General features: G+C 70.2%; 16 protein-coding genes, 2 tRNA genes and 1 pseudogene. 9 read left to right on the plus strand and 10 right to left on the minus strand.

The features are described from left to right. The first annotated feature begins 29 nt into the window (after positions 1–29). On the plus strand, positions 30–638 hold the full coding sequence (gene yczE, locus QE392_RS12410) for a membrane protein YczE (RefSeq protein ID WP_307452142.1): 609 nt from the start codon (positions 30–32) through the stop codon (positions 636–638). A gap of 261 nt (positions 639–899) precedes the next feature. Here yczE and QE392_RS12415 read toward each other — a convergent pair whose 3' ends face one another. Then, a complete protein-coding gene (locus QE392_RS12415; protein WP_307452144.1) occupies positions 900–1109 on the minus strand; it encodes a methyltransferase in 210 nt (69 codons plus the stop codon). 102 nt (positions 1110–1211) lie between these two features. On the opposite strand from QE392_RS12415, the gene QE392_RS12420 reads away from it, so the two are divergent. The 6 genes from QE392_RS12420 to QE392_RS12445 all read left to right on the plus strand — a co-directional run bounded on the left by QE392_RS12420 (position 1212) and on the right by QE392_RS12445 (position 4347). After that, positions 1212–1284: transfer RNA gene (locus tag QE392_RS12420), tRNA-Arg, on the plus strand. Positions 1285–1321: 37 nt separating this feature from the next. Next, positions 1322–1948: an oligoribonuclease gene (orn, locus tag QE392_RS12425; protein ID WP_307452146.1), complete on the plus strand. Its 627-nt coding sequence runs from the start codon at positions 1322–1324 to the stop codon at positions 1946–1948. 36 nt (positions 1949–1984) lie between these two features. Beyond that, positions 1985–2060: transfer RNA gene (locus QE392_RS12430), tRNA-His, on the plus strand. 1227 nt (positions 2061–3287) lie between these two features. Then, positions 3288–3569 carry a metallopeptidase family protein gene (locus QE392_RS12435; protein WP_307454138.1) on the plus strand — a complete coding sequence of 94 codons (282 nt, stop codon included), beginning with the start codon at positions 3288–3290 and terminating at the stop codon, positions 3567–3569. Continuing rightward, a complete protein-coding gene (gene clpS / locus QE392_RS12440) occupies positions 3560–3868 on the plus strand; it encodes an ATP-dependent Clp protease adapter ClpS (RefSeq protein WP_307452148.1) in 309 nt (102 codons plus the stop codon). The genes QE392_RS12435 and clpS overlap by 10 nt, the downstream gene beginning before the upstream one ends. Further along, entirely contained in the window at positions 3865–4347 is a 483-nt protein-coding gene (locus QE392_RS12445; protein ID WP_307452150.1) for a DUF2017 family protein, read from the plus strand. The genes clpS and QE392_RS12445 overlap by 4 nt, the downstream gene beginning before the upstream one ends. 21 nt (positions 4348–4368) lie before the next feature. Here QE392_RS12445 and QE392_RS12450 read toward each other — a convergent pair whose 3' ends face one another. The 6 genes and pseudogenes from QE392_RS12450 to gatC all read right to left on the minus strand — a co-directional run bounded on the left by QE392_RS12450 (position 4369) and on the right by gatC (position 10302). Next, on the minus strand, positions 4369–4962 hold the full coding sequence (locus QE392_RS12450; RefSeq protein ID WP_307452154.1) for a hypothetical protein: 594 nt from the start codon (positions 4960–4962) through the stop codon (positions 4369–4371). Continuing rightward, positions 4937–5257: a hypothetical protein gene (locus QE392_RS12455; RefSeq protein WP_307452156.1), complete on the minus strand. Its 321-nt coding sequence runs from the start codon at positions 5255–5257 to the stop codon at positions 4937–4939. The genes QE392_RS12450 and QE392_RS12455 overlap by 26 nt, the downstream gene beginning before the upstream one ends. 196 nt (positions 5258–5453) lie before the next feature. Beyond that, positions 5454–6711, minus strand: a pseudogene (locus QE392_RS12460) (DNA polymerase IV). A gap of 257 nt (positions 6712–6968) precedes the next feature. Beyond that, complete coding sequence (gene gatB, locus QE392_RS12465; protein WP_307452158.1) at positions 6969–8486, minus strand: Asp-tRNA(Asn)/Glu-tRNA(Gln) amidotransferase subunit GatB; 1518 nt, start codon at positions 8484–8486, stop codon at positions 6969–6971. Continuing rightward, positions 8486–10006: an Asp-tRNA(Asn)/Glu-tRNA(Gln) amidotransferase subunit GatA gene (gene gatA, locus QE392_RS12470; protein ID WP_307452160.1), complete on the minus strand. Its 1521-nt coding sequence runs from the start codon at positions 10004–10006 to the stop codon at positions 8486–8488. Before gatA ends, gatB begins: the two co-directional genes overlap by 1 nt. Then, complete coding sequence (gene gatC / locus QE392_RS12475; RefSeq protein WP_055954207.1) at positions 10003–10302, minus strand: Asp-tRNA(Asn)/Glu-tRNA(Gln) amidotransferase subunit GatC; 300 nt, start codon at positions 10300–10302, stop codon at positions 10003–10005. Before gatC ends, gatA begins: the two co-directional genes overlap by 4 nt. A gap of 116 nt (positions 10303–10418) precedes the next feature. Here gatC and QE392_RS12480 point away from each other — a divergent pair, with 116 nt between their 5' ends. Then, entirely contained in the window at positions 10419–12098 is a 1680-nt protein-coding gene (locus tag QE392_RS12480; protein WP_307452163.1) for a long-chain-fatty-acid--CoA ligase, read from the plus strand. A 94-nt stretch (positions 12099–12192) separates the two neighbouring features. Continuing rightward, a complete protein-coding gene (locus tag QE392_RS12485) occupies positions 12193–12678 on the plus strand; it encodes a hypothetical protein (RefSeq protein WP_307452164.1) in 486 nt (161 codons plus the stop codon). 350 nt (positions 12679–13028) lie between these two features. On the opposite strand, the gene ligA is transcribed toward QE392_RS12485, so the two are convergent. The 3 genes from ligA to QE392_RS12500 form a co-directional block, all read right to left on the minus strand. Then, a complete protein-coding gene (gene ligA / locus QE392_RS12490) occupies positions 13029–15458 on the minus strand; it encodes an NAD-dependent DNA ligase LigA (RefSeq protein ID WP_307452166.1) in 2430 nt (809 codons plus the stop codon). A gap of 188 nt (positions 15459–15646) precedes the next feature. Further along, entirely contained in the window at positions 15647–16744 is a 1098-nt protein-coding gene (gene mnmA / locus QE392_RS12495) for a tRNA 2-thiouridine(34) synthase MnmA (protein ID WP_307452169.1), read from the minus strand. A gap of 9 nt (positions 16745–16753) precedes the next feature. After that, positions 16754–17938: a cysteine desulfurase family protein gene (locus QE392_RS12500; RefSeq protein ID WP_307452172.1), complete on the minus strand. Its 1185-nt coding sequence runs from the start codon at positions 17936–17938 to the stop codon at positions 16754–16756. Positions 17939–17973 lie beyond the last annotated feature (35 nt).

Below are 17973 nucleotides of genomic sequence, written 5' to 3' on the forward strand. Positions count from 1 at the left end.
AACGTCCAATCTCGTGATTGGCTTTCTCCATGCTGCTTCGGACCTCCCGCCTCTTGATCGGCCTCGTGCTGTACGGCTTCGGCTGCGCCCTGACCGTCGCGGCCGGCCTCGGGGTCGACCCGTGGACCGTGTTCGCTCAGGGTCTCTCGCGTGTCACCGGAGTGGGCATCGGGTGGATCACGAACGTCGTGGGGCTCGCCGTTCTGCTGCTGTGGATTCCCCTCCGCCAGAAGCCCGGCCTCGGCACGATCGCCAACATCCTCCTGGTCGGCACGAGCATGCAGGTCGCCCTCGCGGTGCTCCCCCACCCCGATCAGCTGTGGCTTCAGGCCCTGTTACTGGTCGCGGGCGTCGTCGTCGTCGCGGCGGCATCCGGGCTGTACATCGGAGCCCGGTTCGGACCCGGGCCGCGGGATGGGCTCATGACAGGTCTGAACGGGCGCTTCGGGTGGCCGATCTGGGCCTGTCGACTGCTCGTCGAGGGGTCGGTGCTCATCCTGGGGTGGATCCTCGGCGGCACCGTCGGGGTCGGTACGGTCGTGTTCGCCGTCGGCATCGGACCCCTGGTCCATGTCGCGTTGCGTCTGTTCACCTCCACCCAGCCCACCTCGCGCCCCCGCCGCCTCGCGCGGGCGTGAACAGGCGGGCACAGGCGCATACGTCGAGACCCCCTTTCACGAGAGACACTCCGGCCCACCCCTCGCACCTCGACCGCGGGCTCGCGCTCCCGGACTCCGCAATCGTCGCCGCGACAGGAGAATCACGAACGTTCGCAACCTAAGAGCCGCGCCTCGCCGAGGGATCAGGGCGACCGCGTGCGCGCTCCCGACGATCCGCTGACACGATCGAGAGGAGGCCGTCGAGCCGCCCGGACGGGCGGATGGACGGCCTCCCCGGCGTCAGTGCTCGCGGAACTGCGGGCGGTCGCTCCCGGGCTTGAGGTGGGAGTGAACCGCGTTCTTGGCGATCTCCATCGAGGGGTAGACGCCCAGCGGCTCGGGCTTGCCCGCCATGTGCACGGCGTAGCCTTCGGCATCCTTCTGGATCTTGCCCACGACCCCGTTGGGCCCGTACGCCACCCAGAGTCGCTTGGTCACGGTTTCCGACATGAGTGCTCCTTTGCTCTCGTTGCGCGGGAGAGTACGCCGGGCGCGGTCGGTGCGCCAGGGGCTGGTGCTGGCGGCGTGGCTCGACCGATATCCTGAGGACGACCCCCAGTAGCTCAGTGGATAGAGCAGCGGCCTTCTAATCCGCCGGTCACACGTTCGAATCGTGTCTGGGGGACCGAAGCGATGTCCGATGCCCTCAATAGAATGTGGGGATGGTAAACGCCTCCGAAAACGACCGACTCGTCTGGATCGATTGCGAGATGACGGGACTGGACCTCGCCGTCGACGAGCTGGTCGAGATCGCGGTCGTCATCACCGATTTCGAGCTGAACGTGCTCGACCCCGGATTCCAGATCGTCATCAAGCCCGACGATTCAGCGCTGGCGAATATGGGCGAATTCGTGACCGAGATGCACCGCTCGTCCGGCCTGCTCGACGAGATTCCGAACGGCGTCAGCCTCGCGGACGCCGAGTTCCAGGCGCTCGAGTACATTCAGCGTTTCGCCCCTGTCGAGGGGAAGGCGCCGCTCGCCGGCAACACGATCGGCACCGACCGGATGTTCCTGGCGAAGTACATGCCGCGCGTCGACCGGTGGCTGCACTACCGCAACGTCGACGTCTCGAGCATCAAGGAGCTGTCCCGTCGGTGGTACCCCCGCGCGTACTTTCAGGCGCCCGCCAAGAACGGCGGCCACCGTGCGCTCGCCGATATCCGCGAATCCATCCGCGAACTCGCCTACTACCGCGCCGCGGTGTTCGTCCCGCAGCCCGGCCCCACGAGCGAGGAGGCGAAGGCCGTCTCGACGGCGGCCGTGTCGTCGTTCACCCTCGACGTATGACATAATCGTTCAGTTGTCTGCTGCGGCAGACACATGGTGGCTATAGCTCAGTTGGTAGAGCACCGCGTTGTGGTCGCGGGGGTCGCGGGTTCAAGTCCCGTTAGCCACCCCAACAAATCCCAAGCCGGGCGGGTCGCCCGGCGCCGGTGCCCCCAGCGGGCCTCCGTGTGGCGGCGGGCCGTACGCGACCGGGAGGACTCGGATCCCACGCCGTCGACGCACGGCCCCGGGCATCGTGTCCGTGTCGCGTTCCGCGTGCCACGCCCGATCACGTGGGAACAGACGCGAGACGGGTCGAGGATCATCGGCGGGTCTCGCACCGACCGGGTGAATCAGTGACGTGCTGGCACGGCGCATCGACACCACCCGCCTCAGCGCACGGAAGAGCCGTATCCGGCCGAGTCGTTCGTGTTCCCCCTCCACGACGCTTCCGACACCGCGAGAGACCGCGGACTGGCCACCGCCTCGAGGCCCACCCCGCGCTGACGCCGCCGGAGTTTCCCGGCGGTCACGGGGCACCCGTTCCGTCGTTCCCCCGTCGGGTCACATCACCTGGTCTTCTTGTGCAAGCGCGGCGTGCGCGTGCGAGCAGTAGCCGGCGTGACCGGCCGCGCGCGACGCACGCCGGGTCACGGGGATCTCGCAGCGCGGTTCCGACAGCTCGCCCTGCGATCCGTAAGCACAGAGCACGTGCCTATCGAGCCGGTTCTCCATCCACGCTGATATCCGCCCCAGTGCTGGCTCGTCCTTGAGCAACGCAGTTCCCCCTTCGTCGACGGTCCGTGACGCCCCCCGGCCGGACCGCACCGGTCTCCGAATATAGAGGCCGCCTGCCGCCGCGCAGACAGGGTGTTGGCATACCTCCGAACATCGGCCCGAACGGGGCCGTTCCGGCCGAGACGATCCACAAATGACAACGCGACAGCCGCTGAACGTGACGGGTGGGTGAGGCTCCTCGGTTGGGTGGACAGGGGTACACATTCCGTGACCCCTCGATCGATATAGCCCCGCTGGGCTCTCGCGTTCCCGCCTCGCGACCGCCCGCGCCCGTAGAATCGACGTCGGATGCGGAGGCGCGAGGCCGGTGACGCCGACACGCTCCACACACCCCCAGGAGGACCGCGTGCACGACGTCGATGACACGTACGCGCGAAGCGGTGTGAGCTCGCCGGCCCGGGCAGAGGCGGTTCGATGCGAGCCGACGGCGGATCAGGAGACGTCGGTCTTGTCGGCCTCCGGCGGGTCGCCGGCGGATGCCCCAGCTCATGGCCCCCTCGCGTTGGACGCCGACGCCTTCGAGCGTCTCGTCATCGACGAGCTCGATCGCCTCCCCGACGACATGATCGACGGGCTCGACAACGTCGTCTTCGTCGTCGAAGACCGCCCGGAAGACGGCTCGCTCGACCTGCTGGGCCTCTACGACGGCTGGGCCCTCACCGAACGCGATCGATACGGCGTCGGCGAACTGCCGGATCGGATCATCGTGTATCGCGAGCCGCATCTCGCCGCCTGCGCCGACGAAGACGAACTGCGCGACGAGATCCACACGACGTTGGTTCACGAGATCGCCCACTTCTACGGCATCGACGACGAACGTCTGCACGAACTCGGGTGGGCATGATGGCCGGGCTCGCCGCGCCGGAGGTCGACTCCGATATCGAGCACGACCTGTCGCGACAATCCCCGTCGTCGTGGCAGACCGTCGTCTGGAACGATCCCGTCAACCTGATGAGCTACGTGACGCATGTCTTCCGCACCTACTTCGGTTTCGATGCCGCAACCGCCCACCGCCTGATGCTCGCCGTACACCACGACGGTCACGCCGTGGTCGCCCGCGGGCCGCGCGAGGTGATGGAAGCCCACACCCTGGCCATGCACGACTTCGGTCTGTGGGCCACCGTCCGGAAGGAGCCCTCGTGAGCGAGCGGATCGTCGTTCTCGAGATCAGCGGGCTCGAGGCCCTGCACCTGGCCGGGATCGTCGGCCAATTCCGCGATCTGCTCACGGACACGCGAGCGGGAGACGATCCGGCCGTCTCCCGCCTCTCGCCTGACGCCTACCCGGACGACGCGGCCGCGAGTCGAGAGTTCCGACGCCTCACCGGGGACGACCTTCTCGACCGCCGAGGACAGGATGCCGAGACGGTGCTGCGAACGCTCGGCATCGACGGCGCGGACCTCGGCGAGGGCAGCGATCCCGATGCCACCATCGCCGTTGCACTCGGAGAGGGCGAGGCGTTGGCCTGGATGCGGACCCTCGCGGCGGTCCGTCTCGTTCTCGCCACCCGGCTCGGCATCCGGACGGAGGACGATCATCAGCCCGACGACCCGCGGTTCGGTCTCTACGACTGGATCGGTTACCGCCTCGACGGGTTGATGACCGCGCTCGACCGTCCCTGACGCCGGCTCATCCGGGCGGCGTCAGGGGATGCGCACCACGACCGACGCGAGGGCGACGGGGCCATGCGCCGCGATGTGCGCGTCCTCCTGGCGTGCCCACCGGTCCCAATGCGGCCGGTAGGTGTCCCCATCGCGGTCGAGTGCCCGGACTCGGCGCGAATCGCGCGGCGAGTCGACCCAGACCGCGACATCCGCCAGCCGTGCCACCTCCGGGGTGAGCAGTCCCGCCCCCTCGACCACCAGAGGCAGCGACGGGTCCACGGAGTGGGCCTCGGCGCGCGCGTCCGCCTCCCAGTCCCAGCGCTGCCAGACGCCGATCAGGCCGCGGGCGTGCGGGCGCAGGATGGATTCCCTCGCGTACACCACCCCGTCCGCGAGGCCGTCCCAGCCCGGGTACACGTCATCCAGCGCGACGAGCTGCACACGACCGTTCCCGGGCCACCCAGCCACCAGGCGACGTGCGAGGGAGCTCTTCCCTGCTCCGCTGCGGCCGTCGATCACGACGACGGGGTTGGGTGCCCCGACCGCGACGATGCGCGCCGACACCGCAGCCAGGGCTGCGGCGAGGGCGTCGTCGACCGGGTCCGCGTTACTTCTTGAGGGCGCGGATGACACGGCTGAGGGCGCGACCGGCGACCCAGACGAACGGGATGCCGACGGCCAGCAGCGACACGAGGTTCGGGTCGAAGCGCAGATCGTCGCCACGGCGGATGTAAGCGCCGAGTGGCAGCGTGTAGCCCCCGCCACCGCCGCCGCCATTACCCTGCTCGTCGGATCCGCCGCCGTAACCGGCCCAGACGAGAGCGACGGGCACGATGCGCACGCCGTCGACGTCCTGCTGCTCGCCATAGGCGGCGGTGACGCCGAAGCTGGTGGACTGCTTGCCGAGTTCCAGTGCGATGTTGGGCATGTCCCCACCGTAGCCCTCCGGCCACGGAGCCGCAGGGTGTTGCGCGGGCACGGCTGCACGTGCCACGACGGCATCGGCCGCGGATGCGGGCGCGTGATGGTGCAGCTGCGGTCGAGCTGTCCTCCCGCGGGCGTCGCCGGCGCGGACGCACGTGGCATCTCGACACAGCCCCGGAGGCGAGCAGCGCGGCGGCCGGTCAGTGGTCGTACGACGGGCGCGGATTGGTCGGCAGCGCTCCCCCGCCCCGCGACGGGCCCAGCAGCGAGCCTCGGGTGACCGCCCCGCGACCGAACCGCTCGGCAGCGCCGTCGAGCGCGCCCTCGACCCGTCGCCACTCGGCGTCGTCGTCCCACAGCGTGGCCGCCATCGCAGCCGGCCGCAGCTTCTCTCCGCGCACGCCCACGAGCCGCACGGGCCTGGCGTCTGTCGATGGAGTCGAACAGCTCGATCGCCGCGTCACCGATGCGCTGTCCGACGGACGTCGGCTCTCTCAGCGTGCGCGAGCGGCTCAGCGTGGTGAAGTCGGAGAAGCGCACCTTGATCGAGATGGTGGACGCCTCGTACTGCTGGCGACGCAGGCGCGCGCCGACGCGGTCGGCCAGCCGCCGCAGCTCGACGTGGAGCGTCGGCGTGTCGGAGATGTCCGTGTGGAAGGTCTCTTCGTGCCCGACGCTCTTCTCTGACCGCCCCGTATGCACCTCGCGGGCGTCGATGCCGCGCGAAAGATGCCAGATGCGCTCCCCCATCGCCGTGCCCAGCACCTGGTCGAGGGCGTGACGCGGGGTGTCGAGGATGTCGGACACGAGACGAATCCCCCGTGCCTCGAGCGCCTCCGCGGCTTTCGGGCCCACGCCCCACAACGCCCGAACGGACCGCGGCCGGAGGAACGCCTCGGTATCGGCCGCCGCCACGACCAGCAGTCCGTCGGGCTTCGAGATGGTGGACGCCATCTTCGCGACGTGCTTGGTCGCCGCCACTCCGATGCTGCAAGTCAATCCCGTCTCGGCCTTGACCCGCGCGCGCAGGTCGCGGGCGATGGTGCCGGGGCTCCCCCACAGGCGCCGCGCGCCGCGGACGTCGAGGAAGGCTTCGTCGATCGAGAGCGGCTCGACCAGCGGCGTGACGCCGTGGAAGATCGCCATGACCTGCTGCGACATTTCGGTGTACCGACTGTACGGCGGGTTGACGACGATCGCCGTCGGACACAGGCGCAACGCGATCGACACCGGCATGGCCGACTTCACGCCGTAGCGCCGCGCCTCGTACGACGCGCTCGAGACCACACCGCGGCCCTGGGATCCGCCGATGATCAACGGCTTGCCGGCGAGCGACGGGTCGTCGAGCACAGCCACCGAGGCGAAGAAGGCGTCCATGTCGACGTGGAGGATCCCGGTGCCCGTGTCGTCGGCGTCGGCGCGCGAGACGATGCGCCCCGTACCGTCACCGCGTCCCATGGCATCCATTCTTCCAGCGACCTCCGACATCGGGCCGGTGGATGCCGCTCGCGCAGACGCACGCACACCGATCTGCACGATCTCGGAGGTGGACGCACCTGGGCGACCGGGACTGTGCAGATCACTGAGGTTGCGCAGACCAGGAGGGACTCCGCGCGCGCCCGAGCCGAACGCATCGCCCCGGGATACGGCGGACGAACGACGGATGCCACGACCCGAGCCGCAGCAGGCGGCCAGGTCGTGGCATCCGGTGTCGCTTACTGGGCGGCGGCGCGCTCCAGCACGAGCTCTCGCACGCGCGCGGCGTCCGCCTGACCCTTCATCGCCTTCATGACGGCGCCGATCACGGCTCCGGCGGCCTGCACCTTGCCGTCACGGATCTTCGCGAGCACGTCGGGCTGTGCGGCGAGGGCCGTATCGATCGCGGCGATGAGCGCACCGTCGTCGGAGACGACCGCGAGACCGCGGGCGTCGACGACCTCCTGCGGGGTGCCCTCGCCGGCGATGACACCCTCGAGCACCTGGCGCGCGAGCTTGTCGGTGAGGGTTCCGGCGTCGACGAGCTGCTGCAGGGCCGCGACGTTCTGCGGAGACACGAGGTCTTCGGCGTCGCGCTCCTGGGCGTTGGCCACACGGGTGATCTCACCCGTCCACCACTTGCGAGCAGCGGCCGGAGCGGCGCCCGCGGCGATCGTCTCGGCGACGGCGTCCAGCAGACCGCCGTTGGCGACGTCCTGGAACTCCAGATCGGTGAAGCCCCACTCGGCCTTGAGACGACGGCGACGAGCGGCAGGCTGCTCGGGAAGCGCCGCACGCAGCTCCTCGATCAGCTCGGGCGCGGGGACGACCGGCAGCAGGTCGGGCTCCGGGAAGTAGCGGTAGTCGTCGGCATCCGACTTCGGGCGACCCGGGGAGGTGCGCCCGGTGTCCTCGTGCCAGTGACGGGTCTCCTGGGTGATGGTGCCACCCTTCGCGAGGATCGCCGCCTGCCGCTGGATCTCGTACCGCACGGCGCGCTCGACCGAGCGCATCGAGTTGACGTTCTTCGTCTCGGTGCGGGTGCCGAGCTTCTCCTGGCCGCGCGGGCGCAACGACACGTTCGCGTCGCAGCGCAGGTTGCCGCGCTCGAGCTTCGCCTCGGAGATGCCGAGGGCCCGGACGATGTCGCGGATCGTGGCGACGTAGGCCTTGGCCAGATCGGGAGCCGAGTGCTCCGCGCCGAAGATCGGCTTGGTGACGATCTCGACCAGGGGCACGCCCGCACGGTTGTAGTCGACCAGCGAGTACTCCGCGCCCTGGATGCGGCCCGTGGAGCCGCCCATGTGGGTGAGCTTGCCGGCATCCTCTTCCATGTGCGCGCGCTCGATGGGGACCGTGACGATCGTCCCGTCGGCGAGTTCGACCTCGACCGAGCCCTCGAAGGCGATCGGCTCGTCATACTGCGAGATCTGATAGTTCTTGCCCAGGTCGGGGTAGAAGTAGTTCTTCCGTGCGAACCTGCTGGATGCCGCGATCGAGCAGCCGAGGGCGAGGCCCAGGCTGATCGACGAGCGGATCGCCTCGGCGTTCACAACCGGGAGCGCGCCGGGCAGACCCATGTCGACCGGGGCAACGAGCGTGTTCGGCTCGGCGCCGTGGTTCGCGTCGTTGGCGGGGTTGGGCGCGGAGGAGAACATCTTCGTCGCGGTGTTCAGCTCGACGTGCACCTCGAAACCGAGGACCGGCTCGAACATCTCGAGCGCCTCGTCGAAGTCCATGAGTGCGTCTTTCGCCATCAGAGCGACGCTCCGTTCGTGAGAGAGGGGGCCTTGTCGAGCAGGGGGCCGCCCCACTGGTCGACGAGCACGGCCTCCAGGGCCGCGCCGACGCGGTACAGACGCGCGTCTTCACGGGCGGGGGCGAGGAACTGGATGCCGACGGGCAGGCCGTCTTCGTCCGCGAGACCGCTCGGGATCGAGATGCCCGGGACACCGGCGAGGTTCGCGGGGATCGTGGTGATGTCGTTGAGGTACATCTGCAGCGGGTCGTCGATCTTCTCCCCCAGGCGGAACGCCGTGGTGGGCGCCGAGGGGGTCGCGATGACGTCGACCTGCGCGAACGCGGCGTCGAAGTCCTGCTGGATGAGCGTGCGGACCTTCTGCGCGCTGCCGTAGTACGCGTCGTAGTACCCGGCCGACAGGGCGTAGGTTCCCAGGATGATGCGGCGCTTGACCTCGGGGCCGAACCCGGCGTCGCGCGTGGTCGCCATGACGTTCTCGACCGTGGGGGTGCCCTGCGGCGTCACACGGAGGCCGAAGCGCACCGAGTCGAACTTCGCCAGGTTGCTCGACGCCTCGGCGGGGAGGATGAGGTAGTAGGCGGCGACGCCGTACTCGAAGTGCGGGGCGCTGATCTCGACGATCTCCGCGCCCTGCTCCTCCATGGCGGCGAGAGCCGCGCGGAACGAGGCGGTGACGCCCGACTGGAAGCCGGTGCCGTCGAGCTCGCGCACGACGCCCACCTTCAGGCCCTTCAGCACGCGACCGGTCGCGCCCTCGCGGGCAGCGGCGGCGAACGACGGCCAGGCGTCGGTCAGCGATGTCGAGTCGTTGACGTCGTGGCCGCCGATGACGTCGTGCAGCAGCCCCGCGTCGAGCACGGTGCGGGTGACCGGGCCGACCTGATCCAGGCTGGACGCCAGGGCGATCGCGCCGTAGCGACTCACCCCGCCGTAGGTGGGCTTGACGCCGACCGTGCCCGTGACGTGCGCGGGCTGCCGGATCGACCCGCCGGTGTCGGAGCCGAGAGCCAGCGGCGCTTCGAACGCCGCCACGGCGGCGGCCGAACCGCCGCCCGAGCCGCCGGGGATGCGGTCCAGATCCCAGGGATTGCGCGTGGGGCCGTACGCCGAGAACTCGGTGGAGGAGCCCATGGCGAACTCGTCCATGTTCGTCTTGCCGAGCGGCACCAGTCCCGCGGCGCGCGAGCGCGCGACGACCGTGGCGTCGTAGGGCGACATGTACCCCTCGAGGATCTTCGATCCGCTGGTGGAGGGCATGTCGGTGGTGACGAGCACGTCCTTCACCGCGAGCGGGACGCCGGCGAGTTCGTGCAGCTGCTCACCGGCCGCACGACGGCGGTCGATGTCGGCGGCGGCCTCGAGGGCGTGGTCGCTGACGTGGAGGAAGGCGTGCACGTCACCGTCGACGGCGGCGATGCGGTCGAGGTGCGCCTGCGTCGCCTCGACGCTCGACACCTCGTTCTTCGCCAGCGCGGCGGCGAGGTCGGCGGCGCTCAGGCGGGTGAGATCGGTCACTGTTCCTCCCCCAGGATCGCGGTCACGCGGAATCGGCCGTCGGCCTGATCGGGTGCGTTCTGCAGCACCTGCTCTCGGGTGAGTTGCGGCTGCACGACATCGGGACGGAAGACGTTCTCGAGCGGGATCGGGTGGCTCGTGGCCACGACGTCGGGGGTCGCCACCTCGGACACCTTCGCGATGTTGTCGACGATGGCATCCAACTGGCCGGTGAGGCTCTGGACCTCCTCGTCGCTCAACTGGATCCGGGCGAGCACACCGAGATGGCGCACGAGATCGGGAGTGATTTCAGACACCATCCGATTCTAGTTCGCGCGTCGTGGACGCCTCGGACGGGACGGGGGTGCACGAGCGTGCGGAGGGCTGTGGACAAGCCCTCCGGTGCCAGAACTCCACGCCGTAGGCTGGCCGGGTGACGAGCTTCGATCCGCCGCGACCCTGGACCTCGAGCTACGCCGCGGGGGTGCCCGATGACCTGCCACCGCAGAGCGGTTCGCTCATCGACATCGTCGACGCCTCCGTGCGCGACTACCCGAACGCCCCGGCCCTGCAGTTCTTCGGACGCGAGACGACGTATACCGAACTGTCCGGCCAGATCGCGCGCGCGGCCGCTTTCCTGCAGGCGCACGGGGTGCGGGCGGGCGATCCCGTCGCGATCGTGCTGCCCAACTGCCCCCAGCACATCGTGGCCTTCTACGCGGTGCTCCGGCTCGGGGCCGTGGTCGTCGAGCACAATCCGCTCTACACCCCGCGAGAGCTGCGAAAGCAGTTCGAAGACCACGGAGCGAAGCACGCGATCGTCTGGAGCAAGGTCGTGGCGAGCGTGCAGGAGTTCCCCGCCGACCTCCGCGTCGACACCCTCGTATCCGTCGACGTCACCACGGCGATGCCATGGGCGACGCGACTCGCGCTCCGTCTTCCGGTGGCGAAGGCGCGGGAGTCCCGGGCGGCGCTGCACGCCAAGACGAGAGGCGCGACCGCCTGGATCGACATCGTCCGTCACCCGCCCCTCGCGCCGTCGCACCCTCGGCCGGCGGCGGGAGACCTCGCCATCATCCAGTACACGAGCGGGACGACGGGCACTCCCAAGGGTGCGATGCTCACGCACGCCAACCTTCTCGCCAACGCGGCCCAAGCGCGGGCGTGGGTCCCCCAGATCGTCCGCGGCGAGGGGTGCGTGGTGTATGCGGTGCTGCCGATGTTCCATGCGTACGGCCTCACGCTGTGTCTGACGTTCGCGATGTCGATGGGCGCGCGCCTGGTGCTCTTCCCCAAGTTCGACCCCGACCTCGTGCTCGCGGTGACGAAGAAGCACCCCGCGACCTTCCTGCCGCTCGTTCCGCCCATCGCCGACCGTCTGCTGACGGCCGCGCAGGAGAAGGGCGTGTCGCTGGCGGGCACCCGGGTGGCCATCTCCGGCGCCATGGCTCTGCCCCATGATCTCGTCGTGCCGTTCGAGGAGGCCACGGGCGGCTACCTCGTCGAGGGGTACGGCCTGAGCGAATGCTCTCCGGTCCTGATGGCGAACCCGGTGGCCGACAACCGCGTCGCCGGAACGGTCGGTCTGCCGCTCCCGGGTACGGAATGCCGCGTCGTCGACCCTGATGACCCGGTGAAAGACGTGGAACGCGGCGAGTTGCTCGTCCGGGGCCCGCAGGTGTTCCGCGGGTACTACGGCAAGCCGGAGGAGACGGCGGCCGTCTTCGTGGACGACTGGTTCCGCACCGGTGACATCGTCACGATCGACGACGCCGGCTTCGTGCGCATCGTCGACCGCATCAAAGAACTCATCATCACCGGCGGCTTCAATGTCGCTCCCACCGAAGTCGAGAGCGTGCTGCGCCAGCATCCGTCCGTCGTCGACGTGGCTGTCGTCGGCCTGCCCAGTGAGCACTCGGGTGAGGAGGTCGTGGCGGCGGTCGTGCCGACCGACCCCGACACGTTCGATGCCGAGGCTGTGCGGGCGTACTCGCGCGGCATCCTGACGCCGTACAAAGTGCCGAAGCATCTCGTGGTGGTCGATGATCTCCCACGCTCGCTCATCGGAAAGGTGCTGCGGCGTCAGGTGCGCGACCGGTTGCTGTCCGAGTGAAGCGGAGTCGGCAGGGCACCCCCGGACGATCCGGCCGTCTCGGTACGGTGAGGTGACCGGGCGCCCTGCGCCTCGACCAGACCTGGGGGAACTCATGATCATCACACGCGCGCCGTTCGCGCTCATCGCCGCCTCGACCCTGCTGCTGCTCGCGGGGTGTTCCGGCGGCGACACGACGTCGACGGAGGTCGAGCCCGCGGAGTCCATCGCAGCGACGTCGGCTGCGTCGACGCCCGCCTCCCCCGAGACCGAGACGGGGCAGTCGAAGGCCGACGCCTGCCAGGTCATCATCGCCTCCTTCAGCGACGTCGTGTCGACCAGCCAGGCGATGGACCCCACGGACCCGCAGGGCAATCTGGCGAAATTCAAGGAGCTCACCGACAAGGTGCAGGGCGACTTCGCGCAGATCACTCACGCGGACATCGCGCCCGCCGCGCAGAAGGCCAGCGCCCAGCTCGACGAGTACGCCGCGTTCCTCGAGGCCGTGGCGGCCGATCCGGGAAGGGCCGGCGAGCTCGGCACGCAGGTCATGGCCCTTCAGCAGAGTTTCACCGAGGCCGGAACAGCCTGCGAGGGCTGAGAGCGAGGAGGGGCGAGGCGGAAAGCCCCGCCCCTCCTCTCGTCGTCGGGCATCTACCGCTCTGCGCTCCCCGCCGGCAAGCGCGCGTCGGTCTGGTGTGGGGCGGAAAACAACCCGCTCTGGTGCAGTCGAGCACCTGCCGCTCTGCGTTGCCTGCCGGAGAGCGAGCATCGGTCTGGTGTGGGGCGGAAGACGCCCCACCCTCGTGCCGTCGAGCGCCTGCCGCTCTGCGGGGCAGCGAGCGTCGGCTCGGCGCGAGGCGCTGAGCGGGCACTTCGTCGTCCCGCCGCGGCGCGGCACCGGCCGCCTGCCGGGCGGCGTCGGCCAGGCACACCGCGGTCGCGTCGAGGTCAGTCCGTTCCGGTGCGTTCGGCGTTGTCACCGGTCCCGCCGCTCACCGCAGCGGCGAGGGCCTCCGGCCCCTGCTCGACGAGGATGCGGAACTGCGCGGCATCCAGGATCCGCAGACCCAGCTCTTCGGCCTTGGCGAGCTTCGAGCCGGCTCCCGGGCCCGCCGCGACGAAATCGGTCTTCTTGGACACGCTCGAGGCCGCCTTGCCACCCGCGGCGATGATGGCCTCCTGCGCACCCTCGCGCGTGTAGCCCTCCAGCGAACCGGTCGCGACGACCGTGAGACCAGCGAGCACACCACCGGCTGCGGCGGCGGCTCCGGGCCCCGGGTGGCCCGGGATGGCGAACCGCACCCCCGCCGCCTGCCAGCGCTCGACGATCTCGCGATGCCAGTCGACTTCGAACCAGTCGGTCACGGCGTCGGCGATGATGCCGCCCACGCCCTCGACCGCCGCGAGCTCGTCGCGTGAGGCGGAGCGGATGGCATCGAGCGAACCGAACCACTGTGCGAGTGCGCGTGCGGCGACGGGTCCCACGTGACGGATGTTGAGCGAGACGAGCAGACGCCAGAGATCCTTGGTCTTGGCCTTCTCGAGCTCGGCGACCAGTTTCGTCGCCTGCTCCGACGGGCGCACCTCGCGGTGATCCTTCCGGATGCCGCGGCGCCGCCGCTCGGCGGGATCGAGGTCTTCACTGCCGGGCGGGTACGACGCGGGCCCGAGCTTCTGGAAAGGAGCGCGTCGCACGAGCTCGCCCGTGTCGGGATCGACCTTTCGCTCACCCGTCTCGGAGTCGCGGACGACGACCTCGATCGGCACCAGCTCCTCGATGGTGAGATCGAACAACCCCGCCTCGGTGTCGAGAGGCGGCCGCTCGGGCACCTCCGGCTGCGTCAGAGCCGCCGCCGTCACTTCGCCCAGCGCTTCGATGTCGAGCGCGCCACGGGAGCCGATGTGCTCGACCCGGCCGCGCACCTGCGCCGGGCAGGACCGCGCGTTCGGACAGCGCAGATCGATGTCGCCCTCCTTGGCCGGGCGGAGCGGGGTCCCGCACTCGGGACAGTCGGCGGGCATGACGAACGCGCGCTCCGTGCCGTCTCGGAGCTCCACCACCGGGCCGAGCACCTCGGGGATGACGTCGCCGGCTTTGCGCAGGACGACCGTGTCGCCGATGAGCACGCCCTTGACCTTCACGACGTCTTGATTGTGGAGCGTCGCCTGACGCACGACACTGCCTGCGACCTTCGCCGGTTCCATCACCGCGAACGGCGTCGCACGGCCGGTGCGTCCGACCGAGACGACGATGTCGAGGAGCTTCGTGTTGACCTGCTCGGGCGGGTACTTGTAGGCGATCGCCCAGCGCGGCGCTCGGCTGGTCGCGCCGAGTTCGTCGTGCAGCGCGAGTTCGTCGACTTTGACGACGACGCCGTCGATCTCGTGCTCGACGTCGTGGCGGTGCTCGCCGTGGTGCGCGACGAAGGCCAGGACCCCGTCGATCGTCGACTCCACCCGGCTGTAGGGCGATGTCGGCAGGCCCCACGACGACAAGAGGTCGTAGATCTCGCTCTGCGCTGCGACGGGCGGATCGGGCCAGGCGCCGATCCCGTGCACGTACAGAGCAAGGGAGGCGATGCGCGCGAGCCCGGCCTCGAGTTCGAGACCCGACTTCTTCTCGATCTGCTGTCGCAGCCCGCCGCTGGCGGCATTGCGCGGGTTGGCGAACGCCGGGAACCGCCGCGCGGCGGCGATCTCGGCCTTGTCTTCGTCGAACGCGCGTCCGCCCCGGCGACCCGCCGCGCGCTCGCGCGCCTCGGCAACCGCGCGATCGCGGTACTCCCCCTGCAGCCGGTTCAGCTTCTCGAACGCCGCGACCGGGATGAACACCTCGCCGCGCACCTCGACGAGGGCCGGGTGCCCCTCGCCCGACAGCTCGCGCGGCACGCCCGCCACGCGCAGTGCGTTCTCGGTGACAATCTCGCCGACCCGGCCGTCACCGCGGGTGGCGGCGGAGGTGAGGACGCCGTTCTCGTATCGCAGGCTGATCGCCAACCCGTCGATCTTCAGCTCGCTGAGCCAGTGCACCTTCCTCCCGGACGCGGCCTCGGTCTTGACGGCCCAGTCGCGCAGCTCGTCGGGCGAGAAGACGTTGTCGAGGCTGAGCATGCGCTCGGCATGCTCGATGGTGGCGAGGTCTGTCACCTCGGCGGCACCGACCGACAGCGTCGGGCTGTCCTGCCCCTGGAGCTCGGGGAAGAGACGTTCGAGCGCTTCGAGCCGGTGCATCCACCCGTCGTACGTCGCATCGTCGACGAGCTCGGCATCCCGCCCGTAGTAGGCCTCGCGCGCGTCGACGATGCGCTGCGTGAGATCGGCCGCCTCGACGCGCGCGTCGTCGAGGGAGAGGTCGGGAAGCTGGTCGTGCTCGGTCACCGCTCCAGCTTAAAGAGGGCCTCCGACATCGCCGGAGACCCTTGCCCCCGCACGGCGAAGGCGGAACGACGAGGAGATCGTCCGTGACGAACGGACCGGATGCCGGGCGCCTACCGCGCCGACCCACGGGCAGCGCAGCGGGTGGCGCGGCCAGGCTCCGGCGTGGGGTTCGCCCGTTCGAGACCCGCTCAGGCCTCGACCGGCACGGCCGACACGGTCCGGTCGATCGTGAACTGGCCGATCACGCGCGTGCCGTCGTAGAGCACGGCCGTCTGGCCGGGTGCGACGCCGTCGAAGGGCACATCGGGCCGCACGGTCAGGACGCCGTCGCGCAACGACGCGCGTGCCGGCACCGGCTCGGCGTGTGCACGGATCTGCACGTCGCAGCCGAACTCCGCCTCCGACGGCGCACGACCGGCCCAGGTGAAGCGCTCCCCGGCGATCTCGGCGCAGGCGAGCGCCTCTTTCGGTCCGACCACGACGGTGTTGCTGACGGGTCGCACCTCCAGGACGAAGCGGGGCTTGCCGTCGGCTGCCGGCACACCGAGCTGCAGCCCGCGCCGTTGTCCCACCGTGAAGGCGTGCGCCCCCTCGTGCGACCCGATCACCGCTCCCGCGCGGTCGAGAATGTCGCCGCGTTCGGCACCCACCTTGCCGGCCAGCCATCCCCGGGTGTCGCCGTCGGGGATGAAGCAGATGTCGTGGCTGTCCGGCTTCTGCGCGACCGACAGACCCCGCGACTCGGCTTCGGCGCGCACCAGCGCCTTCGACGGCGTCGCGCCGAGGGGGAAGTAGGTGTGCGCGAGCTGCTCCTGGGTGAGGACGCCCAGCACGTACGACTGGTCCTTGGCGTTGTCGGAGGCGCGGTGCAGTTCGCGCCCGTCGGGCGTGTCGACCAGGGTGGCGTAATGACCGGTGCAGACCGCGTCGAAACCGAGTTCGAGAGCCCTCTCCAGGAGAGCGGCGAACTTGATCTTCTCGTTGCACCGCATGCACGGGTTCGGGGTGCGCCCGGCGCGGTACTCGGCGACGAAGTCGTCGATCACGTCGTCGCGGAACCGCTCCGAGAAGTCCCACACATAGAAGGGCATTCCGAGCTTGTCGGCCGCGCGGCGCGCATCCATCGCATCCTCGATGGTGCAGCACCCGCGGCTGCCCGCGCGTAACGTCCCGCCGGCGCGCGAGAGCGCCAGATGCACGCCGACGACGTCGTGCCCCGCCTCGACGGCGCGGGCCGCCGCCACCGCGGAGTCGACGCCACCGCTCATCGCCGCCAGAACTCGCATCGCTCCAGTCTACGAACGTGTCGCTGAACGGGCACCGGATGCCACGGCCCGGGCGTACGCCTCGGGGAGGCGCGCCAGCACGGCGTCGACATCCGCCGCGGTCGAGGTCCAGCCGAGGGTGAACCGGAGAACCGAGCGGGCCGCGCGGTCGTCGAGGCCGAGCGCGAGGACGACGTGCGACGGCTCGGCGACCCCGGCCTGGCATGCGGATCCGGTGGAGACGGCGATGCCCGTCATGTCGAGCAGGAACAGCAGGGTCTCGCCCGCGGCATCCGGGAACAGCACGTGCGCGTTGCCGGGGAGACGTTCGACGGGGTCGCCGAGCAGGCGCGCTGCGGGCACCGAGGAACGGATGCCGTCGATCAGGCGATCGCGCAGCGCGCTCACCCGCGCGGTTTCGGCGACGCGCTCCGCCTCGGCCGCGCGTGCCGCAGCGGCGAACGCCGCAGCACCCGCGACGTCCTGCGTGCCGGCCCGCAGACCACGCTGCTGGCCGCCCCCGTGGACGAGCGGCGTCACGCGCGCGTGCCGCGAGACGACCGCCGCCCCGACTCCCACGGGACCTCCGACCTTGTGCGCCGACACCGACATCGCGGCCAGGCCCCCGGGGTCCCTTCCCGGACCCCGCCACGCGGAGAAGTCCACGGCGACCTGTCCGAGCGCCGAGACGGCATCCAGGTGCAGGGGCACGCCGGCACCGGATGCCGCAGCGGCCAGGGCCGCGGCATCCTGAAGCGTCCCCACCTCGTTGTTGGCCACCAGCGCCGTCGCGACGGCCGCTCTGGGCAGGGCGGAGGAGAAGGCGTCGAGATCGATGCGGCCGAGGTCGTCGAGGGGCACCGTGCGAACGGTCGCCCGCTCCGCCGCGGCGAGCCACCCCACCACGTCGAGGGTGGCGTGATGTTCGCCGTCGGGGAGCACCACGGCATCCGTCCCCTCCGGTCGCGACCACCACAGGCCCTTCAGCGCGAGGTTGGCGGCCTCCGTGCCGCCGGAGGTGAAGACGATCTCGATGGCCTGGCACCCGAGCACCTCGGCCAACTGTTCCCGGGCATCCTCGAGCAGCCGGCGGGCCGACTGACCGGCCCCGTGGATCGACGAGGGATTGCCCAGCACCTCATGCGCCGACAGCCAGGCGTCGCGCGCTTCTGCGCGCAGAGGCGTCGTTGCTGCGTGATCGAGGTAGACCTGCACCCTGTGCCCCCGTCTTCCACTGTCCGCCGTCTTCA

Source organism: Microbacterium proteolyticum, assembly GCF_030818075.1.
GTDB classification, from domain to species: domain Bacteria; phylum Actinomycetota; class Actinomycetes; order Actinomycetales; family Microbacteriaceae; genus Microbacterium; species Microbacterium proteolyticum_A.

Coding starts and splice junctions, on each gene's coding strand:
- QE392_RS12455 (WP_307452156.1), bottom strand. CDS start 5,257: ATGCCCAACATCGCACTGGAACTCGGCAAGCAGTCCACCAGCTTCGGC.
- yczE (WP_307452142.1), top strand. CDS start 30: ATGCTGCTTCGGACCTCCCGCCTCTTGATCGGCCTCGTGCTGTACGGC.
- orn (WP_307452146.1), top strand. CDS start 1,322: ATGGTAAACGCCTCCGAAAACGACCGACTCGTCTGGATCGATTGCGAG.
- QE392_RS12485 (WP_307452164.1), top strand. CDS start 12,193: ATGATCATCACACGCGCGCCGTTCGCGCTCATCGCCGCCTCGACCCTG.
- QE392_RS12415 (WP_307452144.1), bottom strand. CDS start 1,109: ATGTCGGAAACCGTGACCAAGCGACTCTGGGTGGCGTACGGGCCCAAC.
- mnmA (WP_307452169.1), bottom strand. CDS start 16,744: ATGCGAGTTCTGGCGGCGATGAGCGGTGGCGTCGACTCCGCGGTGGCG.
- gatB (WP_307452158.1), bottom strand. CDS start 8,486: ATGGCGAAAGACGCACTCATGGACTTCGACGAGGCGCTCGAGATGTTC.
- QE392_RS12435 (WP_307454138.1), top strand. CDS start 3,288: ATGATCGACGGGCTCGACAACGTCGTCTTCGTCGTCGAAGACCGCCCG.